25 protein-coding genes are annotated in these 22,970 nt (G+C 63.8%); 7 read left to right on the top strand and 18 right to left on the bottom strand.

The features are described from left to right. Window positions 1–2 precede the first annotated feature (2 nt). On the bottom strand, window positions 3–872 hold the full coding sequence (gene purU, locus ABDW57_RS17865) for a formyltetrahydrofolate deformylase (protein ID WP_343731518.1): 870 nt from the start codon (window positions 870–872) through the stop codon (window positions 3–5). A 120-nt stretch (window positions 873–992) separates the two neighbouring features. On the opposite strand from purU, the gene ABDW57_RS17860 reads away from it, so the two are divergent. From ABDW57_RS17860 to ABDW57_RS17845, 4 genes are all read left to right on the top strand, one after another. Further along, window positions 993–2,012 (top strand): NADP-dependent oxidoreductase, encoded by a 1,020-nt coding sequence (locus tag ABDW57_RS17860; RefSeq protein WP_343731517.1) that lies wholly within the window; start codon window positions 993–995, stop codon window positions 2,010–2,012. A gap of 65 nt (window positions 2,013–2,077) precedes the next feature. Continuing rightward, window positions 2,078–2,335 carry a phasin family protein gene (locus ABDW57_RS17855; protein ID WP_343731516.1) on the top strand — a complete coding sequence of 86 codons (258 nt, stop codon included), beginning with the start codon at window positions 2,078–2,080 and terminating at the stop codon, window positions 2,333–2,335. An 87-nt stretch (window positions 2,336–2,422) separates the two neighbouring features. After that, window positions 2,423–2,752 (top strand): KGG domain-containing protein, encoded by a 330-nt coding sequence (locus ABDW57_RS17850; RefSeq protein ID WP_343731515.1) that lies wholly within the window; start codon window positions 2,423–2,425, stop codon window positions 2,750–2,752. A gap of 118 nt (window positions 2,753–2,870) precedes the next feature. Continuing rightward, on the top strand, window positions 2,871–3,698 hold the full coding sequence (locus ABDW57_RS17845; protein WP_343731514.1) for an oxidoreductase: 828 nt from the start codon (window positions 2,871–2,873) through the stop codon (window positions 3,696–3,698). Here ABDW57_RS17845 and ABDW57_RS17840 read toward each other — a convergent pair. The 4 genes from ABDW57_RS17840 to modA are packed head-to-tail and all read right to left on the bottom strand — an operon-like array spanning window position 3,695 to window position 6,593. Beyond that, entirely contained in the window at window positions 3,695–4,486 is a 792-nt protein-coding gene (locus tag ABDW57_RS17840) for a TOBE domain-containing protein (protein WP_343731565.1), read from the bottom strand. The two genes, ABDW57_RS17845 and ABDW57_RS17840, sit on opposite strands and share 4 nt — an antisense overlap. Window positions 4,487–4,488: 2 nt before the next feature. Continuing rightward, a complete protein-coding gene (locus ABDW57_RS17835) occupies window positions 4,489–5,166 on the bottom strand; it encodes an ATP-binding cassette domain-containing protein (RefSeq protein ID WP_343731513.1) in 678 nt (225 codons plus the stop codon). A gap of 2 nt (window positions 5,167–5,168) precedes the next feature. After that, window positions 5,169–5,849, bottom strand: coding sequence for a molybdate ABC transporter permease subunit (modB, locus tag ABDW57_RS17830; protein ID WP_343731512.1), 681 nt, complete (start codon window positions 5,847–5,849; stop codon window positions 5,169–5,171). Next, complete coding sequence (gene modA / locus ABDW57_RS17825; RefSeq protein ID WP_343731511.1) at window positions 5,850–6,593, bottom strand: molybdate ABC transporter substrate-binding protein; 744 nt, start codon at window positions 6,591–6,593, stop codon at window positions 5,850–5,852. Between the two features lie 102 nt (window positions 6,594–6,695). On the opposite strand from modA, the gene ABDW57_RS17820 reads away from it, so the two are divergent. Beyond that, a complete protein-coding gene (locus tag ABDW57_RS17820; RefSeq protein WP_343731510.1) occupies window positions 6,696–7,205 on the top strand; it encodes a M48 family metallopeptidase in 510 nt (169 codons plus the stop codon). A gap of 1 nt (window position 7,206) precedes the next feature. Here ABDW57_RS17820 and ABDW57_RS17815 read toward each other — a convergent pair whose 3' ends face one another. The 13 genes from ABDW57_RS17815 to ABDW57_RS17755 form a co-directional block, all read right to left on the bottom strand. Next, window positions 7,207–7,851, bottom strand: a complete 645-nt coding sequence (locus ABDW57_RS17815; RefSeq protein ID WP_343731509.1) for an FxDxF family PEP-CTERM protein — start codon at window positions 7,849–7,851, stop codon at window positions 7,207–7,209. Between the two features lie 133 nt (window positions 7,852–7,984). Beyond that, window positions 7,985–8,521, bottom strand: coding sequence for a TIGR00730 family Rossman fold protein (locus ABDW57_RS17810; RefSeq protein ID WP_343731508.1), 537 nt, complete (start codon window positions 8,519–8,521; stop codon window positions 7,985–7,987). Continuing rightward, entirely contained in the window at window positions 8,514–9,302 is a 789-nt protein-coding gene (locus ABDW57_RS17805; protein WP_343731507.1) for a hypothetical protein, read from the bottom strand. Before ABDW57_RS17805 ends, ABDW57_RS17810 begins: the two co-directional genes overlap by 8 nt. Before the next feature lie 12 nt (window positions 9,303–9,314). Next, window positions 9,315–9,980, bottom strand: coding sequence for a TetR/AcrR family transcriptional regulator (locus ABDW57_RS17800; RefSeq protein ID WP_008446927.1), 666 nt, complete (start codon window positions 9,978–9,980; stop codon window positions 9,315–9,317). 102 nt (window positions 9,981–10,082) lie between these two features. Continuing rightward, the gene (locus tag ABDW57_RS17795; RefSeq protein ID WP_343731506.1) at window positions 10,083–10,424 is read right to left on the bottom strand and encodes a phasin family protein; all 342 of its coding nucleotides are present in this window, start codon (window positions 10,422–10,424) and stop codon (window positions 10,083–10,085) included. Window positions 10,425–10,474: 50 nt separating this feature from the next. Beyond that, entirely contained in the window at window positions 10,475–10,669 is a 195-nt protein-coding gene (locus ABDW57_RS17790) for a hypothetical protein (protein ID WP_343731505.1), read from the bottom strand. A gap of 139 nt (window positions 10,670–10,808) precedes the next feature. Next, complete coding sequence (locus tag ABDW57_RS17785) at window positions 10,809–14,456, bottom strand: EAL domain-containing protein (protein ID WP_343731504.1); 3,648 nt, start codon at window positions 14,454–14,456, stop codon at window positions 10,809–10,811. A gap of 16 nt (window positions 14,457–14,472) precedes the next feature. Further along, a complete protein-coding gene (locus tag ABDW57_RS17780; RefSeq protein ID WP_343731503.1) occupies window positions 14,473–15,957 on the bottom strand; it encodes a PAS domain S-box protein in 1,485 nt (494 codons plus the stop codon). Between the two features lie 60 nt (window positions 15,958–16,017). Next, window positions 16,018–16,962: an alpha/beta fold hydrolase gene (locus ABDW57_RS17775; protein WP_343731502.1), complete on the bottom strand. Its 945-nt coding sequence runs from the start codon at window positions 16,960–16,962 to the stop codon at window positions 16,018–16,020. Window positions 16,963–16,990: 28 nt separating this feature from the next. Further along, window positions 16,991–18,610 carry a GMC family oxidoreductase gene (locus tag ABDW57_RS17770; RefSeq protein WP_343731501.1) on the bottom strand — a complete coding sequence of 540 codons (1,620 nt, stop codon included), beginning with the start codon at window positions 18,608–18,610 and terminating at the stop codon, window positions 16,991–16,993. Next, window positions 18,607–19,131: a hypothetical protein gene (locus ABDW57_RS17765; RefSeq protein ID WP_343731500.1), complete on the bottom strand. Its 525-nt coding sequence runs from the start codon at window positions 19,129–19,131 to the stop codon at window positions 18,607–18,609. Before ABDW57_RS17765 ends, ABDW57_RS17770 begins: the two co-directional genes overlap by 4 nt. 90 nt (window positions 19,132–19,221) lie before the next feature. Further along, window positions 19,222–19,653 carry a thioesterase family protein gene (locus ABDW57_RS17760; protein WP_343731499.1) on the bottom strand — a complete coding sequence of 144 codons (432 nt, stop codon included), beginning with the start codon at window positions 19,651–19,653 and terminating at the stop codon, window positions 19,222–19,224. Beyond that, entirely contained in the window at window positions 19,650–20,447 is a 798-nt protein-coding gene (locus ABDW57_RS17755) for an RNA methyltransferase (RefSeq protein WP_343731498.1), read from the bottom strand. Before ABDW57_RS17755 ends, ABDW57_RS17760 begins: the two co-directional genes overlap by 4 nt. 162 nt (window positions 20,448–20,609) lie before the next feature. Between ABDW57_RS17755 and ABDW57_RS17750 the strand changes: the two genes are divergently transcribed. Then, window positions 20,610–21,392, top strand: a complete 783-nt coding sequence (locus tag ABDW57_RS17750) for an inositol monophosphatase family protein (RefSeq protein WP_343731564.1) — start codon at window positions 20,610–20,612, stop codon at window positions 21,390–21,392. A gap of 155 nt (window positions 21,393–21,547) precedes the next feature. Continuing rightward, window positions 21,548–22,909, top strand: coding sequence for a DEAD/DEAH box helicase (locus ABDW57_RS17745; RefSeq protein ID WP_343731497.1), 1,362 nt, complete (start codon window positions 21,548–21,550; stop codon window positions 22,907–22,909). Window positions 22,910–22,970 lie beyond the last annotated feature (61 nt).

Here is a 22,970-nt window from a genome sequence, read left to right as displayed (position 1 = left end):
TCTTACTTGAATACCACGGTTTTCGCGCCGTTCTGCAGCACGCGGTGTTCGACAAACCACTTGACGGCACGCGCCAGCACCACGCATTCGACGTCGCGGCCGATCGCCGACAGGGTTTCGGCATCCATCGAGTGGTCGACGCGCTCGACGTCCTGCTCGATGATCGGGCCTTCATCCAGATCGCCGGTGACGAAGTGCGCGGTCGCGCCGATCAGCTTGACGCCGCGGTGATGCGCCTGCGCATAGGGCTTGGCGCCTTTGAAGCTTGGCAGGAACGAGTGGTGAATATTGATCGCCTTGCCTTTCAGCGCCGTGCACAGGCCTGGCGACAGGATCTGCATGTAGCGCGCCAGCACCACCAGATCGATCTTGTGGTTGTTGATCAGTTCGATGATCCTGGCTTCCTGCGCCAGCTTGTCCTCCAGCGGCGCGCCGGTCGCCAGCGGCAGGTGGTGGAACGGAATGTTGTAGCTGGCCGCCAGCTGGTAGAAGTCCATGTGGTTGGACACGATCGCCGGAATTTCCACCGGCAGCAGGCCGCTCTTGTAGCGGAACAGCAGGTCGTTGAGGCAATGGCCGATCTTCGACACCATCAGCATCACGCGCGGCTTGTAGTGCGCATCGCGCAGTTCCCATTCCAGCTGCATGTCGGCCGCCAGCAGGCCGAAGTCGGCGCGCAGCAGGTCGTCGTTGATGTTGTTGTCTTCCAGCGAGAAGTGCACGCGCATGAAGAACAGCTTCGATTCGCTGTCGCCAAACTGGGCCGAATCGATGATGTTGCAGCCGTGATCAGCCAGGAAGCCCGAAACGCGATGCACGATTCCGCGCTGGTCCAGGCAAGACAGTGTCAAAATGTATTCGGGATTGCTCATAAAACCGTGGTAGGTTGGACAAAAAGATATCTATTGTCGCATGCCTTGCCTTTGACGACAAAAATAGCACGATCGTGCAAATTGAGATATAGTCATTCCCACCCCACATAAGGAGGCTACATGGAGACAAATCTGCAATTCCGCCTGGCCGCACGCCCGGTCGGCATGGTCAAGGACAGCGACTGGCAACAGGCCGAAGAACCGCTGCGCCCGCTGGCCGATGGTGAAATCCGCGTCAAAGTGCTGTACCTGTCGCTCGATCCGGCCATGCGCGGCTGGATGAACGAAGGCAAATCCTATATCCGGCCGGTGGCCATCGGTGAAGTGATGCGCGCCGGCGGCGTTGGCGTGGTGCTTGAATCGAAGTCGCCGAGGTTTGCGGTGGGTGACCATGTTTCCGGCGGCACCGGCGTGCAGCGCTACTGGACCGGCGCGGCGGATGACAAGAGTGGCGCCTTCTTCAAGATCGATCCCAGGCTGGCGCCGCTGACCACCTACCTCAACACGCTGGGCATGCCGGGCATGACCGCCTACTTCGGCCTGCTCGAATCGGGCCAGCCGAAAGCCGGCGAAACCGTGGTGGTGTCGGGCGCGGCCGGCGCGGTCGGCCAGACCGTGGGCCAGGTTGCCAGACAGCTGGGCTGCCGGGTGGTCGGCATCGCCGGCGGCCAGGACAAGTGCGACTTCGTGGTCAGGCAACTGGGCTTCGACGCCTGCATCGACTACAAGAACGAGTCGGTCAAGGACGGCCTCAAGCAGCACTGCCCGCAAGGCGTGGACGTCTACTTCGACAACGTCGGCGGCGAGATCCTCGACACCGTGCTCACCCGCATCAACCTGAAAGCGCGCATCGTCATCTGCGGCGCCATCTCGCAATACAACAACACCACACCGGTGAAGGGGCCGTCGAACTACCTGTCGCTGCTGGTCAACCGCGCGCGCATGGAAGGCATCGTGGTGTTCGATTACGCCGAGCGTTACCACGTCGGTGTGGCCGCGCTGGCGGGCTGGCTCAAGGAGGGCAAGATCAAGAGTAAGGAAGACATCGTGCAAGGCATCGAGAACTTCCCTGCCGCGCTGAACATGCTGTTTGAAGGGAAGAACTTCGGCAAGCTGGTACTGCAGGTGGCCGCGCCGTAAAAAAACGGAACCTTCCGTTCACCTCGGCGTCTATGCAAATACCGCCAACACGCCGAGGACCCATTATGTTCCCACAACTGCCTTCCCCCGCCTTCCGTCCCCACGCCGAAGTCCTGATTGACTTTTATGTCGACGTCTCCCTGCGCATGCTGCAAGCCATGCAGAAACTGAGTGAACTCAATCTGCAACTCGGGCGCGACCTGATGGCCGACAGCGGCGCTCACATGCAGCAGCTGATGTCCAGCAAAAACGCGTCGCAATTCAACGCCACCCTGGCCGCGCAAATGGCGCGCTACCAGCCGGGCAGCCAGCTGCGCCACTGAGTGGAACTTCCGTCAACGTTGAAGCTCTAACCACACAGAGCAGCGGGCCAGCCCGCTGCCTTCTCTCAATCCCAGACGGAGGTTTAAATGGCAAACAACTCAGCAAGCGACAAACCCAAGGGCACGGCCAAGCGCGGCTTTGCCGCCATGGACGAAGCCACCCAGCGCGCCATCGCCAGCAAGGGCGGGCAAGCCGCGCATCAGAAAGGCACGGCGCACGAATTCGATTCGGAAGAAGCGCGCCGCGCCGGCCAGAAAGGCGGCGAAGCCGTCAGCCGCGACCGCGAGCACATGGCCGCCATTGGCCGCAAGGGGGGCGAGAGCCGGCAATCGGCCGCGCGCGCGGCGGCCGAGAAAAACGGCACGCGCAGCAGCGTCGGTTCCGAGCAATCGTCAAAGGGGGGCAACAAGCAGTAAGCCAGCGTACTTCGCCGGCGCCTGAAGCACAGATAATCAGGCAAGCGATGCAGAGTTTTCGGCATGGCCGGGCAGCGCATGCATCGCTACCATGGATGTCCTTACGAAAGGACTTACCATGCCCAGAACATTTTTCATCACCGGCGTCAGCAGCGGCTTTGGCCGCGCCTTGTCGGAAGCGGCGCTGGCCGCGGGCCATACCGTCATCGGCACCGTGCGCAATGAGCAGGCGCGCGCGGCTTTCGCCCAACTGCATCCGGAACGCGCGCATGGCTGCGTGCTGGACGTGACCGACTTCGACGCGATTGCCAGCGTAGTCGCGCCAGCCGAATCCGCGGCCGGCCCGGTCGACGTACTGGTCAACAACGCCGGCTACGGCCATGAAGGCATCATGGAGGAATCCCCGCTGGACCAGATGCGCCGCCAGTTCGACGTCAACGTGTTCGGCGCGGTGGCGATGATGAAAGCCTTCCTGCCCGGCTTCCGCACCCGCCGGCGCGGCCACATCATCAACATCACCTCCATGGGCGGCTTCATTACAATGCCCGGCATCGCTTATTACGCCGGCAGCAAGTTCGCGCTGGAAGGCATTTCCGAAACCTTGGGCAAGGAGACGCGCCAGTTTGGCGTTCACGTTACCGCCGTCGCGCCAGGCTCATTCCGCACCGACTGGGCGGGCCGCTCGATGGTGCGCTCGGAGCGCAGCATCGCCGACTATGACGCCCTGTTCGATCCCATCCGCGCCAAGCGCGCCGCGCGCAGCGGCAAGCAGCCGGGCGATCCGCACAAAGCCGCGCAAGCCATCCTGACCCTGGTGGAAACGCCGGAACCACCGGCACACCTGCTGCTGGGCAGCGATGCGCTCGCTCTGGTGCGCGACAAGCTGGCGCAAATGGCGCACGACATCAACGACTGGGAAGCACTGACGCGCTCCACCGACGGTTAAACCGGCGTGCCGATGATGACGCTGGAAGCCTTGAAGATGGCGCTGGCCTCGGCGCCGACTTCCAGGCCCAGCGCCTCGCCGCTATCGCGCGTGACGATGGCGGCAATCGCGCCGCCGCCCGGCAAGGCAATGCTCACTTCCGTGTTGACCGCGCCCGGCAGCACGCGGCTAACCTTGCCCGTCAGCTGGTTGCGCGCCGATAGCCTGACGTCGCCCAACTCTGTGGCGACGATGATCGACGATGCCTTGATCAGGGCGAAGGCCTCCACGCCCACCTGCAGTCCGAGGCTGTGGCTGCTGTCACGGGTGATGGTGGCCACGATGCGCTGGCCGCCGACGATTTCCAGCACCACTTCATCGTTGACCGCCCCCTGTTTCAGAGCCACCACCTTGCCGCTGAACTGATTGCGCGCGCTGGTGTTCATCTTCATCCTTTGCAGCAGTAAAAAATCGTCGGCCAGCGCGTGCGACTGCGCGCTCAGGTGGGCGACAAACTCGCGGTGCGCCGCGTCGACCTTGCGGAAGTTGTCCACCAGTTGCGCGCCGCGCCGGGTCAGCCGCGTGCCGCCGCCGCCCTTGCCGCCGGCCAGCCGTTCGACCAGCGGCTCGCCCGCCAGATTGTTCATGGCCTCGATGGCATCCCACGCGCCCTTGTAGCTCATGCCGACCGCCTTGGCAGCGGCCGTGATCGAGCCTTCGGAAGCGACCGCCGCCAGCAGCGCCACGCGGTCCTGCCCGCCCAGCTTCTGGCCATCGATGGTCAGCCACACATTGCCCTGCAATTCCATGGTCATGGCTGCTGCTCCTCAATGATGCGGCCGGCCTCCATGCGCAGCACGTGCCCGCCGAGCACGCGCACATCTTCAGGGTCGTGCGTGATGATCAGCATGGGAATGGCCAGCCGGCGCTGCAAGGCATCGAGCTCGGCACGCATGCGCTCGCGCAGGCCCGGATCGAGCGCGGCAAACGGCTCGTCCAGCAACAACGCCGACGGCTGCGGCGCCAGCGCGCGCGCCAGGGCCACCCGCTGCCGCTGGCCGCCGGACAATTGATGCGGGAACTGATGCGCCACATGGTCCAGTTCAAACGCCTGCAGCCAGTAGCGTATCGTCTCGCCGTCCACCGCGGCGCGCGGATTGCGCCAGCCGCGCTGCAGACCGAAGCCGATGTTCTGCCGCACATTCAAATGCGGAAACAGCGCATAGTCCTGGAACAGATAGGCCACGTTGCGCTCCCGTGCCGGCACGTTGATGCCGGCCTGTCCATCATACAGGCAACGGCCGCCCAGTTCGATGCGGCCGCGGTCCGGCGTCACCAGACCCGCGAGCGCTTTCATCATCTGGCTCTTGCCGGCGCCGGACGGGCCATACACCACCACGCGCGGACCGGCCGAGGCAAAGCACGCTTCAAGCTGGAATGCGCGCTCGCCGGCGCCCAGCGTCTTGCTGATATCGAGAGAGATTTGCATGGTCACACCAGCGGGTTGCGGTTGGGCGTCAGCTTGTTGGCCGCGACCAGCACGGCAATGCAAACCACCGAGGTGATGATCACCAGCAGGTTGGCGTGATCATCCTGCCCGGCCTGCACAGCCTCGTACACGGCAATCGACAGCGTCTGCGTCTTGCCGGGAATGCTGCCGGCCACCATCAGCGTGGCGCCGAACTCGCCCATCGAGCGGGCAAAGGCCAGCAAGGTGCCGCCCAGCACGCCGCGCCAGGCCAGCGGCAAGGTCACGCGCAGAAACACGGCCAGCGGCGACAGGCCCAGCACCTGCGCCGCCTGCTCCAGTTGCGTGTCGATGCTTTCGAACGCGGCGCGCGCGCCTTTCAGCACCAGCGGAAACGCCACTACCGCCGCCGCAATCACCGCCGCTTGCCAGGTGAAAATCAGGTTGATGCCGAAATGCTGCTGCAGCCAGCCGCCGATCACGCCGTTGCGGCCGATCACCACCAGCAGGTAGTAGCCCAGCACCGTCGGCGGCATCACCATCGGCAGCGTCAGCAGCGCATCCAGCAGCTCGCGGCCGGGGAAACGCTTGCGCGCCAGCAGATAGCCGATCGCCACGCCCAGCACCAGATCGATCAGCGTGGCCCACAGGGCCACCTTCAGCGACAAGCGCAGCGCCACCCAGGCTGGATCGAAGGCGTCCACTTACGGGCGACCGAAACCGTATTTGGCCAGGATGGCCTGCCCCGCCGGCGATTGCACGTAACCGGCAAATTTGCGGCCAGCCGCCGCTTGCGGACCGGCAGCGATGACGGCGATCGGATAGGTGACCGGGGTTGCGGTCGGCACAGTGGCCACCACATGGACCTTATCCTTCACGATGGCGGCATCGGTGGCGTAGACGAAGCCGGCGTCGACCTCGCCGCGCGCCACGTAATCCAGGCACTGGCGCACCGAGGTGCCGAGGATCAGCTTGGGTTCAACTGCGCTCCACAGGCTGGCACGCTCCAGCGCGGCCCTGGTGTAGCGCCCGACCGGCACGCTGGCTGGATTGCCCATCGTAATGCGCGCCACGCCGGCCTGGGCCACATCAGCCACGCCTTTCAGCGGCACCTTGCCGCCCTGTGGCGCGATCAGCACCAGGCTGTTGCTGGCGAAGTTCTTGCGAGTACCGGCCGCCAGCAACTTGAGGCTGTCAGCCTTGTCCATCGCATCCTGGTCGGCGGAAGCAAACACATCCACCGGCGCGCCCTTGGCAATCTGCTGTACCAGCGGATCGGCGGCGGCAAAATTGAATTGCACCTTGTCGCCGGCGTGCTCTTTCTCATAAGCCGCGCCGATCTCCTTGAAGGCATTGGTCAGGCTGGCCGCCGCCGATACCGTAATCTCCGCCGCGCCCGCCATACCGGCCCACGCCGCCAACACCAGTGCCGCACCCGCTTTCAACATGCTGACTCCCGCTCAGTAAAACCGCAATATACTCGATTATATAGCGCAATGCCTAGCCTGCCTTGTGGTAGAGTCGCGCTTCGCCTTTTTCCGCCGCACGCCATGTCCCACCTGAAGTACCTGAGCGCCTACAACGAGCAAACGCAGCAGCAAGTGTCGCAACTGATAGCCCAGAACCGGCTGGGCGAGATCTTGCTCAAACGCTACAGCAAGCCGCACGATCTGCGCACCGACCGTGCGCTGTACCAGTACGTGCAGGAGTTGAAGGCGGAGTTTCTGCGCAATGCCGAGCCGGTCAACAAGGTCGAGTACGACAGCAAGATCCACGTGATCAATCACGCGCTGGGGCTGCACACGTCGATTTCACGGGTACAGGGCGGCAAGCTCAAGGCCAAGCATGAGATCCGGGTGGCCACCCTGTTCAAGGAAGTGCCGCTGGAATTCCTGCGCATGATTGCCGTGCATGAGCTCGCGCACATCAAGGAAAAGCAGCACGACAAGGCGTTCTACAAGCTGTGCACCTATATGGAGCCCAACTATCACCAGTATGAATTCGACCTTCGTCTCTACCTGACCCAGCTGGAGACCGAAGGCCGTAAGTTGTGGAGCTAGCTTAGCGCGCCTGCTTGCGACGGCGGGCCCAGCCAACCATGCCCAGGCCTGCCAGGAGCATGGCATAGGTTTCCGGTTCCGGCACGGCGGTGACGTGGATATTGTCGAATTCAAACTTCCCGCCCACCGTCGGCCCCTGCTGCCAGGTCAGCGAGGACAGGCCGCTGAACGCGGCATTGAAGTTGAAGGTGGTCCAGGTTCCCGTGTAGGTGAAGGTCTGCTGCACGGTGGCCGAATGGTCGGCCTTGGCGCCGTAGAAGGTGACCGAACCGCCAGCCAGCAGCAATTTGGACAGGTCGATCGAAGTCGCGCTGAAGGCGCTGTGGCCGGCGGCGGTCAGCGTGATGGTGTCACGCGCGGTGGCCGACATCGCCAGGCTGTCGGCGGCCGGGCGATACAGGATGTTGTTGGCATCCGGCACGAACAGGGAGTTCAGCAGCCCACCATGCGAGCTGGTCAGCGTGAACCCGTCTTCGGTGTAACTGGTGCCATGGTAGACATTCACCAGGCTCAGTGGAAACGGCAGGCTGCCGTAGGCCAGCTGGCTAACCGAAGTCGCATCGAAGTCGATGACGGCAGCGTGGGCGGCGGCAGCGGACAGCAGGGCTGCGGCGACGGATGCCTGCAACATTGTTGAGGTTTTCAAGGCGTGTCTCCCATGTGTGATTGAGTCTTAGCATTAAAGCACTAATCATGCTTTTATGACACAATAGTTTTTAATTTGACATGCCTGGTGGAAATTATACGTAGCATCGCTGCCACACTTTATGTGCGCAACTTCAGAGCATGCGGCGCAGCAGCGCTTCACCCTCGCGCTCCACCATCATCAACGCGGCGTGCTGCGGACGCACCAGTTCCTGCTCGGTGGCATGACGCACGAAGCTGACCAGGCCATCGTAATAGCCGTCCACGTTCAGCAGGCCGATCGGCTTGGAGTGGATGCCCAGTTGCGCCCAGGTCAGCATCTCGAACAATTCTTCCAGCGTGCCGAGGCCGCCCGGCATGGCGATAAAGCCGTCCGACAGCTGCGCCATCATGGCTTTGCGTTCGTGCATGTCCTTGACAATGAACTGGCGCGTCAGACCGGTATGCCCGACTTCACGCTCGACTAGCGCGGTGGGAATTACGCCGGTGACTTCACCGCCCAGCCGCAGCACTTCGTCGGCTATCACGCCCATCAGACCAACCTTGCCGCCGCCGTAGACCAGCGACAGATTGCGCTCCACCAGCGCCTGCGCCAGTGCGCGCGCCTCTTCCGCAAAGCGCGGGGACGCGCCGGGATTGGCGCCGCAATACACACAAATCGACTTAACCACCTAATTTTTCCTCTTCCAGTTCTTTTTGCGCCGCCGCCTGGTCCAGCCGCTCGGTAGCGTCGCGCACGTTGCAGCAAGCGGCTTGCTGGTACAACTCCATGGCTTGCGCCGCCCTCTTTTTACCTTCCAACATCAGCAGTGCGCGCGCGTACTGGATGCGGACGATGGCCGAATCGGGATTCAGCCTGAGCGCCTCGTCAAACTGACGCCAGGCTTCTTCCTTTTTCACGCCGTAGGTCAGGCCGGCCAGCACTGCCCCCACCTTGTCCAGAATCTCGGCGTGATACACGCCCATTGCCGTGTGCGCATCGGCGCGCTGCGGCGCCAGCTTGATTGCCATATCGAGACTGCGCTTGACCTTCGCCCCCAGTCCCTGCGCCAGTGCCTTCACAATCGAAATTCCTTGCGAGTACTGGCCCAGCGCATAGGCGTGCCAGTAGTAGCCGGCCGGATTATCCGGCTGCTCCAGCTGCTGGCGTTCGCAGCGCTCGGCCACGCATTCAAAGGTGGCCAGGCGCTTCTTCAGATTCGGTTCCAGGTAATTGGTGTGCATGCAGATGGCTTTGTGCGCCACCGCGTAACCGTTGACGCCCACGTCCAGCCCCAGTCGCGCGGCGCGCTCGAACTCGCCGGCGTGGAAGGCGATCCACGCCTGCCGCAAGGCCGGATGGGTGGGGAATTGCTCACGGTCGCCGGCATGCAGCTGCGGCCAGGCGGCTTGCAAGGTCTCCGGCGTGTAGCGGTATGCAGGATCGGGATACGGAAAAGGGGTCCACGCCATGAGGCCTCCGGTCTACTTCAACTTCTTCAGGTATTCTTCGGACAGTTTCTGGAACAGCAGGCTGGTTTCATTGCGCAGATAAGGACCGATCTGCGACAGCACCTGGTAACAGCCGCGCGCCAGCGCATCGGCCATGGACTGCTGCTCGCTGTACTTGCGCGGATTGCGCACGTACTCGTAGGACAGCCAATACGTCGCCACCACCACCATATTGGTGGCCATGGCGTCGATGGCGGTATCGGACGCTTCCAGCGACTTTTCGCTGCGCAAGTCTTCGCACAGCTGCTTGGCGACCTTGATCTTGTGCGCCAGGATCTGCTTGAAGTGCAGCTCCAGCTTGCGGTTGCGTGACAGCAGGTCATTCAGGTCACGGTAGAAGAAGCGGTAGCGCCAGATCAGTTCAAACATCAGGTGCAGGTACAGCCACACGTCCTCGATGTTGGAGCGGCGGCCGTTCGGCACAGTCAGGATGCGCTCGATTTCGGCCTCGAACTGGACGAAGATCGAGTTGACGATATCGTCCTTGTTACGGAAATGGTAGTACAGATTCCCCGGCGAGATATTCATCTCCTCGGCGATCACCGTGGTGGTGATATTGGGCTCGCCGAACTCGTTAAACAAGCGCAAGGACAGCTCTAAAATGCGTTCGCGGGTACGACGGGGGGCTTTTTGTAGCATGGCGGGGAAACCTCTGTTTTTTCTGGTGCAAGCATAACACTGATGCTCGCCACAGAGGAACACCGGTACATGCTTTTGCGCGCACTTAGCGCGAAGATGCCGTTATTTAGCCTTTTTCGCGGCTGATTTCCTGGCGGGGGTTTTCTTCGCCGGTGCTTTCTTGGCGGCTGCTTTTTTAACAACGGACTTGCCGGACAGGGCGGCGACCTGCTTGGTCAGTTCGTCGATGCGCTGGTTGAGCGCATCAATTTCCTCTCGGGTCGGCACGCCAATGGAGCTGAGGGCGCGCAGCACGCGCTCCTCGAACAGCTGCATCGAAAAGAACTTGCCCTCATCTTCCTGCGCCTTGGCGAAAGCGGCCAGGCCAGCCTGCCAGATTTCCTGCGACGACATGCGGACCGCGTCCAGCTGCTGATCGTCGTTCTTCTTCAACTTTTTAGCCATGTCCATCCCATGCGTGCTGTTTGCCGATATTTTATTCTAGCCGAGCAGGTCTAGAGAATGGTTACTAATGCGGCAAGGGGACGTCGGACGGGATGGGGCGCCATCCGCTTGCGGTAGATTTGCAGGAAGCTGCCATCACGCTTCATTTCGCGCAGCGCGCTGTCCTCGGCGTGGATGGTGGCGGCCGTGCCGCGGGAAAAGGCAAAATAAACCCCGACCAGGTCAAGCCGGAATGCCACCGCCACGTCGCCAGCCTGGTAGCCGGCCTGTAAGGTTCATGCCTCCGACAATACATCAAGACAAATTCACTGACTGTCTTGAGATTCCTCAAATTTTGTGCGCGCGTGTCCGAATGTCAGAGCTGACCCCGAATTACGAATTACGTCAGTTGGCGGCTTTGGCTGCCTCGCGCGGGGAGCTGGCGCCGTGCATTTGCGCTTGCAGGCGGAAGCCTTCGCGGATGTTTTCGCGCAGGACGGCGCCTTTCCACGGTTTGGTGTAGAAGCGGTCGATGGCGCCGTGGTTGATGGCGGCCATGATCGGCGTCAGGTCGGCATACGCCGACAGCATGATGCGGAAGGTGTCGGGACACAGGTTCTTGACCCGCTCCATGAATTCGGTGCCGCTCATTAAGGGCATGCACTGGTCGCACAAAATCACTTGCACCCGGTGCCGCGCCAGGAGGTCGAAGCCCTCGGCCGCCGTCTGCGCCGTCAGGATGCGGTAGCCGTCCTGCGACAGGAAATCGGTCAGCACGTCCAGCATGAAGGCGTCGTCGTCGACGATCAACAGGGTCTGCTGGTCGACCACGTCTTCGTTCGGCGGCGCCTGCATGCGCCGGCCTTCGCGCAGCAGCGCTTCAAATTCGTCTTCCGGCAGCGGACGGCTGAAGAAGTAGCCCTGCATTTCGTCGCAGCCGTGGCGCCGCAAGTAGGACAGCTGCGCGTCTTTTTCCACCCCCTCGGCAATCACGTTCAGCTTGAGGCTGTGCGCCATGTTGATGATGGCCAGCACGATGGCGGCGTCGTCCGGGTTGCTGGTTACTTCGCGCACGAAGGCGATGTCGATTTTCAGCTTGTCGATCGGGAAGCGCTTCAGGTAGGCCAGCGAGGAGTAGCCGGTGCCGAAGTCGTCGATGGAGATCTGGATCCCCAGTGCTTTCAGGTTTTGCAGCACGGTGATGGTTTCCTCGGCGTTGGACATCAGTGAGCTTTCGGTCAGCTCCAGCTCCAGCAGTTCCGGTGCGATGCCGTGCTCGCGGATGGCTTTCAGCACTTCTTCCTCCAGCCCGCCCACAAAGAACTGGATGCCTGAGACGTTGACCGACAAGTGCACCGCGCCGGCATTGGTCTTGTGCCAGTGGGCGATTTTGCGGCACGCTTCGTGGATCACCCAGGTGCCGACCCGCACGATCAGACCGGTCTCTTCCAGGATCGGGATGAACAGCGCCGGCGAAACCATGCCGTGCCCCGGCCGCTTCCAGCGGATCAGCACCTCGGCGCCGCTGATGCGGCCGCTGTCGATGTGCACCTTGGGCTGGAAGAACAGCACGAATTCCTGGTTGTCGATGGCGCGCCGCAGGGCGTTTTCCAGATCCAGCCGCGCCAGCGATTGCGCGTTCATTTCGGCGGTGAAGAAGCGGAAGGCGTCGCGCCCGGCTTCCTTGGCGCGGTACATGGCGGTGTCGGCGTACTGGATCAGGGTGTCCGGCTCGGCGCCGTCATCCGGGTAGACCGCGATGCCAATGCTGGCCGTGACCGTCACTTCATGCCCCTTCAGGTCGAACGGCCGGCGCAGCGCGTCGCGGATCTTGTCAACCACGGCAATGGCGTTTTGCGCCCCCTCGGGCAGCATCAGGATGGCGGCAAATTCGTCGCCGCCAAAGCGGCCGATGGTGTCGCGCACGCGCAGGCAATCCACCAGGCGGCTGGAGAACTGGCGCAGCAGTTCGTCGCCAATGGTGTGGCCCAGCGTGTCGTTGACGTTCTTGAAGCGGTCAACGTCCAGGAACAGCACCGCCAGCGACCATTTGTGCTCTTCCGCCTGGCGCAGCGAGTGCGCCAGCGAATCGTAGAACTGGCTGCGGTTGGGCAGCCCGGTCAGGGTGTCGAAGTGGGCCAGCTTGAGCAGGCGCTGTTCGGCTTCCTTGCGCTCGGTGATGTCGCGCGCCACCGCCACCAGGATCCAGCTGGCGCCGGAGCGCAGGGTGCGGCGCTGCACTTCCACCGCCAGCGCCGAGCCATCCTTGCATTGCAATAGCAGCTCGGTCATGGCGCCGCTCTGGTCGCCGGCCAGCAGTTTGTCGTACAGTTCTTCCAGCTTGTGCAGGTCGCCTTCCAGCGAGCGGTTGGGGCCGACCTTGAGGAAGTCTTCGCGCTCGAAGCCCAGCATGCGGCAGGCGGTGGCGTTGACGTCGACAAAGCACATGCCGGCGCGGTCGACCAGGAAGATGGCGTCGGCGGTGGCGTCCATCGCCAGCCGGAAGCGGCGCAGGTCTTCATCCAGGCGGATGCGGGCATTCATGTCCAGTGTCAGCTGGGCATGGTGGCGCTTGATTTCTTCGTACAGCAGCAGGTTTTCAAACGCCACCGCCACCTGCGCCGCCACCGTGCCGGCCACCCGTTCGTCGACTTCCGAGAAACCGTCCGCGCCCAGCTTGTCGACCAGGTACAGCCAGCCATGGGTGCGCTCGCGCGACGTGATCGGCACGCCCAGGAAGGAGTGCACCGGCGGATGGGTGGGCGGCAGGCCGACGCTGGCCGGGTCGCCGTTCAGGTCGTTGATGCGGCATGGCAGGCGCTGGTCCAGCAGGCCGCGCAGCACGCCGGCGCGCGGGCTTTGCGCAATCTGCCGCACCGGCATGCCGGCGCCGCAGCTGGCAAAGTAGCTCAGCTCGGTCGCGCCCGGCTCCAGCACGCCCAGGCAGGCGTACTTCGAGACGCAGATATTCTGCGCCACGCGGCAACCGATTTCCACCAGCGCAGCCGGATCGCGCTCGGCGCCCAGTTCTATCCCCAGTTCGATCAGCGCGGTCAGGCGCAGGCTGACCGCCTGCAGGCTGGACAGCGAATGCGACAGCCGCTGGGTCATGCGCGACAGGTGCTCGGCCGAGTCCTGCTCATGGTCGCCGGCCAGCTGGGTGATCAGCTGGCTGCTCGATTCCAGTTCGTCCAGATACTCGGCCACCTGGTGGTCGATGTCGTGGAAGCGCCCTTCCTGCGGCGGCTCCGGCGCAAACGCCGGCAGGCCCTCGGTCAGCGGCATGCTTTCGGTCAGGCCCAGCGCTTCCTGCACGGTTTGCAGGATCACTTCCGGATCGGACGGCTTGGGCAGCACCCAGCGCACGCCGCACGACTGCGCCACCGCCATGGCTTCGCGCTCGCGGTAGGTGGCGGTGTAGAAAATCACCGGCACGTTGGCGGTTTCCTGGTGCTCGTGCATGCGGGTGACGAACTCGTAGCCATCCATATTCGGCATCAGGATGTCCGAGATCACCAGGTCCGGCTTTTCAGCCAGCACCATTTTCAAGCCTTCCGCGCCATTCGACGCTTCCAGCAGCCGATGGCCGCCGTAGCTGAGCAGCGTCATCAGGAATTCACGGTTGAGTACGTGATCGTCCACGATCAAGATCGTGGCCATGTCGTTTTTAGCCGGGGACGACATCGCCCCTTGTAAAAAAGACTCGATTTGCGTGACAAAGGTGTCGGGTTCGATCGGCTTGCCGATGTAGCCGTCAAAGCCGGCTTCCAGCAGCTTTTCGCGGTCGCCCACCATGGCCAGCGCGGTCACTGCCAGCGCCGGGATGTGGCGCACCGCGGGGTCGGCCTTGAGCGCGGCCACCACGCCGTAGCCGTCCAGCTTGGGCAGGTGGACGTCGCAGATGATCAGGTCCGGCAATTCGCGTTTGGCGGCCGCCACGCCGGCCTCGCCGTCGCTGGCCGACAGCGGCGTGTAGCCGAAGGCGCGCAGCAGGTACACCATCAATTCCATGTTGGTGGCGTTGTCTTCAATAATCAGGATTCGTGCTGACACGCGGTCCCTCCTTTTCTTATTCTTCCAGCGGCAGAGCCAGCGTGAACACACTGCCCACGCCGTACTCACTATCAAATAAAATCTCCCCCTGCAGCAGGGACGCCAGCTTGCGGCTCAGGTGCAGGCCGAGGCCGGTGCCCTCGAACTGCCGCAGCGCGGCGGCGTCCAGCTGCGAGAAGGCCTGGAACAGGGTGTCGCGCTGCTCGCTGCCGATGCCAATGCCGGTATCGCTGACGCTGATGGTGGCGCACGGGCGCTCCCCGACCATCCCCTTGGCCAGCCGCACCAGCACCCGGCCGTTGTTGGTAAACTTGATCGCGTTGTGGACCAGGTTCATCAAAATCTGCTGTACCGCCCGGCGGTCGCTGCTGACCGTCACCTCTTCCGCCGCCGCCTCGAATTCCAGCGCCAGGCCCTTGCTGCGCGCCTGCGGCTTGAACGAATCCAGCACTTCACCGATCAGCGGCCGGCACGGCAGCGGCGCCACGTCCAGTTCGATCTTGCCCGATTCAATCCGGGTCAGGTCCAGCAAATCGTTAATCAGCGACAGCAGGTGGCGCGCACTGCTTTGCACCATGCGCAACTGTTTGTTCTGCTCATCATTAATGGGTCCAGGCAACTTCATCAGCATAGTACCCGTAAAACCGATGATCGCGTTTAACGGCGTGCGTAATTCATGCGACATGCCGGTCAGGAAGCGATCCTTGGCCGCCACCGCCTTGGCCAGCTCGACATTTTTCTCCTGCAGCGTCTGCTCGAACTGCTTGCGCTCGCTGATGTCGCGGATCGCGCTCATCACCAGCGGTCCCTCTTCCGTGCTGATCGGGCTCAGGCTGATCTCGACCGGAAATTCAGTGCCGTCGCTGCGCAGGCCGTACAGGTCGCGGCCGCTGCCCATCGGCCGCACCTGCGGCTGCGCCGCGTAGCCGGCGCGGTGCTGCAGGTGGCCGGCGCGGAAGCGCGCCGGCATCAGCCACTCCAGCGGCTTGCCGCGCAGCGCGCCGTGCGCATAGCCGAACAAGGCCTCGGCCTGGCCGTTGGCCAGCACGATGCGGCCGGCCGCGTTGGCCATGATGATGGCATCCGGCATGGAATCCAGGATGCCGTCGTAGCGCGCTGCCACCAGCTTGGCGTCGCGCAGCACCTTGAGCTGGGTGACGTCTTTTTTACTCCACAAAATATACGCCGGCTGGCCATCGTCGCCACGCACCAGCTTGCTGGAACTGTCGATGTAGACCAGCGTGCCATCCTTGGCGCGGCGCATCGATTCATAGCTGGCCACACCGTCCGCCAGGGTTTGCTTCAGCACCGCGGCGCCATCGTCCTGCAAGGCCGGCGGCACGATCAGCGCATCCAGGCGGCGGCCTACCGCCTCGGCGCTGTCGTAGCCGAACACGGCCTGTGCGCCGTTGGTCCAGCACACCACCACGCCGTCCGGTGTGGTCAACACGACGGCATCCGGGGTTTCGTTCAGGATCAGGGTGCCGAAATCGATCGTCATCGCCTCGCCTTATTGCTACGCGTACAGGAATAACCATACAGCAAGGCGGCACGAAGATCCTCACACAAAATCACACTGTGCGGTCTGGATTTCCTGCAGCGTGCAGCGCAGGATCTCCGGATGCCGCCCCAACGCCACGTGGCCTATGGCGCCAAACACCAGATTGCGGGCGCCGGGCAGCGCGCTGGAGTCTTGCGGCGCAATGATGTTGTCATGGACAGAGTAAATGGAACTGATCAATGTCCGTTGCGTATTTGCCTCAGAGGCAGCCAGCCCGGCCAGCCAGGCGCTGTCGCGCCGCATTTGCGCGGCATTGCTGCCGGGGCCGAAATGGGCCAGCGCGGTGCCGTGGTGCGGCGTGCCCAGCGTGATCACGCGCGCCAGCTGGGCGCCGCCATGCTGGCGCAGATAGGCGCGCGCCACCAGCCCGCCCATGCTGTGGCCGACAATGATGACTTGCCGGCTGCCAGTCTCGCACCGCAAGCGTTCCACCGCCGCCTGCACCTGCGGCACGTAATCATCGATCGAGGCGCCCGGCGGTTCCAGATCGATGCCGTAGTGGCTGATGCCGGCCTCGCGCAGCAGCTTGCTCATCGGTAGCCAGTAGCCGCTGTTGCAGGCATAGCCATGGATCAGCAGCACAGGCACGCCGCGCGCGCCCGGCACCAGCTGCAGGCCGATCGGACGCAGCATGTAGTAGGACGACGCCAGCATGGAGGAATGGAATTCATGCCAGAACAGACGCGCCGCGCGCAGCGGATTGAGCGCATGGTCGGGCGGCGTGACGCTGCCGGCGCGCCAGCTCAGGTAGAAGTTGTTGGCCGAGATGGCCAGCCGCACCAGCAGCACCAGCAGCAGGGCCAGCGCCAGGTACACCGCCACCGTGGATGGCGCGCTGAGCGTGGATTCCCACGCCGGCCGCCACCAGTAGTAGAGGCCGGTCGCCAGCAGGCCAACCAGCACGGCCTGCAGCAACAGGAGCAGGAGCAGCAGTCGTTTGATCATCGGCGCATGATAGCGCGTTTCTGCCGCGTCACGTGCGTACCGGCCGCGCCGCCGGCTGGCCGGTCAGCTCCTGTGCCAGACCACTGGCCAGGCGCGCCACCATGCCATAAATCGACAGCTGCGGATTGGCGCCGATCGAGGTCGGGAACAGCGAACCGTCGTGCACCGACAGATTGGCCAGGCCATGGTAGCGGCCGCGCGCGCTGGTCACGCCCTGCCGCGCGTCGTCCGACATGGCGCAGCCGCCCATCACATGCGCCGACGCCAGCTTGGCTTGCAGCAGCTTGTACGGCAGCGCGGCGATGGCGCTTTTGGCCTGGGTCCAGCTGGTATAGGGCTGAGCCCGCTCATGCACCGGCATCACGCTGGTGGCGCCGGCGGCAAACTGGATTTCCGCCATGGTCAGCAGCGCGCGGCGGGCGCCGTCCCACACGAAATCGCCGACCGGATAATCCAGCACCGGCGCGCCGTTCACCAGTTCCACGCTGCCGCCCGGCGCGCCATCGTGGAAGCCGTCGCGCAGCAGCGCCACCGCCACATGCAGATGGGCGAACTGCTGCATCAGCGCCGCGTGCTGGGCGCCAAAGCCGGTCATGATCGAGGAGAACAGCAGCGGATGCAGCGGCGGCACCTCCAGCTTGTAACCGATCGGGCCGTCAATGCGTTCGGTGTGCAGGAAGTGGTCGGAGTACACCGTCTGCGGCGCGCCGGCGTAAGCTTCCACCGGCTGGCGGCAGGTGGCCACCGAGGCCACCGATGGATGCAGGAAGGTGCGCTTGCCGAGCAAGCCATGCGGATCCGGCGCGGCCGAACGCAGCAGCAGGGCCGGCGTGTTGATGGCGCCGCCGGACAGCACGAAGTGCCTGGCGCGCAAGGTCAGGCGGCGGCCGGTCGGGCTGAGCCCATCGGCGCTCAGCGCCACGCATTCGATGCCGCTGGCGCGCTCGCCCTTGATGATCAGTTTGTCCGCGCGTGCCCGCGTCAGCAGGCGCGCGCCGTGCTGCAGCGCCGAGGGGATGGTGGTCACCAGCATCGACTGCTTGGCGTTGGTCGGGCAGCCCATGCCGCAGTAGCCGAGGTTCCAGCAACCGTTGACGTTGCGGCGGATCAGCCCGGTCGGTATGCCAAGCCGGGCGGCGCCACGCCGCAGCAGGTCATTGTTCTCGTTGGGCGGGGTGGGCCAGTCGGTGATGTGGAGACGTTCCTCCATCATGGCAAACCACGGCGCCAGCGCTTCCGGCGTGTAGTCCTGCAGGCCGAAACGCCGGTGCCAGTAGCGCAGCGTGATGTCGGGGGTGCGGAAGCTGCTGGTCCAGTTGACCGTGGTGCTGCCGCCCACCGTGCGTCCCTGCAGGATGGCGATGCCCTTGTCCTTGGTCTTGCGCGCGGCCGCCTCCTGGTACAGCGCCGGATAGGCCTGGGCTTCGCGCATCTTGAAGTCGCTGGACGACTTGAGCGCGCCCTCCTCCACAATCAGCACCTTGAGACCGGACAGCGCCAGGATCTCGGCGCTGACGCCGCCGCCGGCGCCGCTGCCGACAATCACCACGTCGGCCTCCAGCGTCTGGTCGGCCTGCAGTTGCGCGCAATCGGTCACTTGCCAGCCGGCGGCCAGGCCGGCCTGGATCGGGTCGGGAATCACGCTCATGCCGCCAGCTCCTTGAGCGGTCCCGGATAACCAATGCGCTCCCAGCTGGACGGATCGGCATACCAGGCGCCGATGATCAGGTCATGCATAGCCTGGTAGGCAACTTGCAGCGTGTGCAGGCTGTGGGTGCGCCAGCTTTGCAGAAACGCGCTCACCTGGCGCGGATCGGCCTGCTCCCAGCTGCCGCCGACGCCGGCCAGCAGGCGCCGCGCCGGTCCCAGTGCCAGCAGGCCGAACAGATCCTGCACCTCTTTTTGCATCGGCAGCGGCAGGCCCAGCACCGTGTCGCACACGCGCTGGCTGGCGGCGGCCAGCGCGGCCGCGCGCGCGGCGGGCGCCGCCGGCAAGACCGGCCCCAGCATGGCGGGGATGATGGCCAGCAGCACCGCCTGGGCGCCGCCCTCCAGGGCAAAACGGTGGAACCCCGGCGCATACGCGAGGCGATAGACGGCGCCGCCGGCAGCGAGGGTTAACGCGCCGGCCACGCCGATCTTCAGAAAAGATCTGCGGGATTGCTGCATAGTCTCCGTCCATTTTTTATGGTTTTGACTAGTGTAATGGAAAGCGCAATCCTGCCCTCAGGCAAAAATAGAGGCCTGCGTCTATTTCGTTCAGGCCACCACGGCAGGCAGATAGACGTCGCAGAATTCAGCCGGCATGCGGCGCGCGCGGCCGCTGCTGATCTCGATGCACACCAGTTCCCAGCGCCCGCGCAACACGGTGGCGCCGTCGCTGGCGCGCAGCAGCTGGAAGCGGCGCTCCATATTGAGCTTGCCATCGGTGGCGACCAGCCAGGTGCCCAGCAGCAGCCGTTCGCCGGCCGTGGTGGGCAGCAGGTAATCGTATTCCGAGCGGCGGATCGCCATGGCGCGGTCCAGCCGGCGGTAATCGGCCAGGCCCAGGCCCAGCGCTTCGGAGTGCGCCCAGCCGGCCTTTTCGCACCATTGCACGTAGACGGCGTTGTTGGTGTGGTCCAGCCCGTCGATGTCGCCGGCGGCCGGCGCCAGTTCCAGCACGTGCGGTTGCGGATGGTCCCAGTTCATGCGCCATCCTTGCCGTGGCGGCCGCTCATGTGGCGGGCGATGCCGCGCAGGATATTGACCTCTTCCTTCTCCAGCTGGGCACGCGCGAACAGGCGCTTGAGGCGCGGCATCAGCTTGCGCGGATTGCTGGCGTCGAGGAAGCCGATATCCACCAGCGCCTGCTCCAGATGGGCGAACATGCCATCGATCTGCTCGATGCTGGCGGCCTCGCCGTGAAAGCCGACCAGGTTGGCATCGCCCACCGGCAGGCGCGGCGTCAGCGCCACGCCGGCGCCGTCCAGCACCGCCATGCGGCACTCGTAGGCCAGCACCTGGGCCGCCTGCGACAGGTTGAGCGAGGAATAGTCCGGGTTGGCGGGAATGTTAATCAAAACATTACATTTCTCGACCAGTTCGTTGGGCAGACCGAAGCGCTCGTTGCCAAAGATCAGGGCCGTGCGCAGTTCGGGCTGGGCCACCAATTGCCCGGCCAGCTGGCGCGGCGACAGCACCGGCGGCGAAAATTCGCGCAATCTTGCCGACACGGCAGCGGCAAAGTTGATCCCCTCCAGTGCCTCGGCCATGCTGCCCACCACCCGCGCGCTGCTTAAAATGTCCTGCGCCCCGCTGGCAAAGGCGATCGCCTCCGGGTCTTGCAGCGCGTTCTCAAAGCGCGGGGTCACCAGCACCAGATCGCTGTAGCCCATGGTTTTCATGGCCCGCGCCACCGCCCCGATATTGCCCGCGCGGCTGGTCTCGACCAGAATAAATCGCAGATGTTTGAAAAGATTCGTGTTGATTTCGGGCAGGTTCATTTAAAATAGCGCAATCGCGCGGTATCGATACGGAAATTCAGCCAGAATTTTACCCTGTCGGCACCGCCCTGCTCTTTGTCATTTTGTCTCCCTGTCGTGCCGCCGGGCTGGAATTCCCCCGGTGGGCGTTAGCATTTTTATACGGAAAAGCCCATGCATCCAATGATCAATACGGCCGTGAAAGCCGCGCGCCGCGCCGCCGCCGTCATCAACCGCGCTTCCTTCGACCTCGATCGCCTGATCGTCACCGAGAAGAACCACAAGGACTTCGTCACCGACGTTGACCAGGCTGCCGAGCAAGCCATCATCGAGGTACTGTCCAAGGCCTACCCTGACCACGCCTTCCTGGGCGAAGAATCCGGCGCATCCGCCAATGCGCACGACGAGGCAGAATACACCTGGATCATCGATCCTATCGATGGCACCACCAACTTCATGCACGGCTTCCCGCAATACTCGATCTCGATCGCCTTGTCGCAGCGCGGCGTGATCACGCAATCCGTGGTCTACGACCCGGTGCGCAACGACCTGTTCACCGCCACCAAGGGCGCCGGGGCCTATCTGAATGAAAAACGCATCCGCGTCGGCAAGCTGGACCGCATTGCCAACGCCCTGCTGGCCACCGGCTACCAGACCGGCAGCCCGGCCGCGCTGAAAGAATACCTGGAAATGTACGGCATCATGGCCGAGCGCTGCCAGGGCGTGCGCCGTGCCGGCAGTGCCGCGCTGGACCTCGCTTACGTGGCCTGCGGCCGTCTGGACGGCTTCTACGAAAAAGGCCTGAAGCCGTGGGATATCGCCGGCGGCGCCCTGCTGGTGACCGAGGCCGGCGGCATCGTTGGCGAGTTCAACGGCGAATCCGACTACCTGTACAAGGGTGACGTCATCGCCGGCAGCCCGAAAATCTTCGGCCAGATGGTCGGTTTGCTGACCCCATACGCATAAGTTTCAACACGCTGTTACAAAATAGGGAGCGTTTGCTCCCTTTTTTATTGCTGTTTTTGTTTCCTATCTGAAACAAGATGCTATACTGAAAGTTGCGGCACCGCTCAGTCCGATGCCGCAAACCAAGAATACTCGACTGAATTTGCAAAGTTAATATGTCATTCTCTACCCTCGGTTTGTCCGACGCCCTCGTCCGCGCAGTGAGCGAAACCGGCTACACCACGCCGACGCCGATCCAGCAGCAGGCCATCCCTGCTGTGCTGAATGGCGGCGACCTGCTGGCAGGCGCGCAAACCGGCACCGGCAAGACGGCTGGCTTCACGCTGCCGCTGCTGCACCGCTTATCGACTGACGCCGTCGGCGTCAAGCAAACCGGCAACAAGACGCCGCGCGCGATTCGTGCCCTGATCCTGACCCCGACCCGCGAACTGGCGGCCCAGGTCGAGGAAAGCGTGCGCGTGTACGGCAAGTACACCCACCTGAACTCGGCCGTGATCTTTGGCGGCGTCGGCATCAACCCGCAGATCAAGCAGCTCAAGCACGGCGTCGACATCCTGGTCGCCACCCCGGGCCGCCTGCTGGACCACATGGACCAGGGCACGGTGGACCTGTCGAAGATTGAAATCCTGGTGCTGGACGAAGCCGACCGCATGCTCGACATGGGCTTCATCCGCGACATCCGCAAAGTGCTGGCCGGCCTGCCGCCGAAGCGCCAGAACCTGCTGTTCTCGGCCACCTTCTCGGACGAGATCAAGGCGCTGGCCGATGGCCTGCTGGACAAGCCGGCCACCATTGAAGTGGCGCGCCGCAACTCGACGGTGGAAATCATCGCGCAGAAAATCCACCCGGTGGACCGCGACAAGAAACACCCGATGCTGGCGCACCTGATCAAGTCCAACAACTGGCACCAGGTGCTGGTATTCACCCGCACCAAGCACGGCGCCAACAAGCTGGTCGAGCAACTGGAAAAAGACGGCATCGGCGCCATGGCCATCCATGGCAACAAGAGCCAGTCGGCGCGCACCAAGGCGCTGTCCGAATTCAAGGACAACAAGCTGCAAGTGCTGGTGGCCACCGACATCGCCGCGCGCGGCATCGACATTGACCAGCTGCCGCACGTGGTCAACTACGACCTGCCGAACGTGCCGGAAGACTATGTGCACCGCATTGGCCGCACCGGCCGTGCCGGCGCCACCGGCGAAGCGGTATCGCTGGTGTGCGTGGACGAGCACCAGATGCTGAAAGACATCGAAAAACTCATCAAGCAGACCCTGCCGCGTGACGTCATCCCGGGCTTCGAACCGGATCCGACCGCGCGCCCGCAACCGATCCAGCTGCGCAGCGGCGGCCCTGGCCACCGCAACGGTCCGAGCCGCAACGGCGGCGGCGCCCGCAAGCCGGGCGGCGGCAACGGCAACGGCAACAAACCGCGCGCAGCCGGCGGCAATGGCGGTGGCAGCGCGCCACGCAGCGGCAACAACGCCGCGCAACACCGCACCGGCGGCCGCGGCCGCTAATCCGGGGTCAGGTCCGCCATTTCTACACGGCCTCGGCCGTAGCACGACTACGGCCGAGGCC

The sequence above is a fragment of the Duganella sp. genome (assembly GCF_039595735.1).
Classification (GTDB): domain Bacteria; phylum Pseudomonadota; class Gammaproteobacteria; order Burkholderiales; family Burkholderiaceae_D; genus Rugamonas.
The sequence above is the reverse complement of the archived record's forward strand: the minus strand, read 5'-3'. Positions and strand labels throughout refer to the sequence as shown.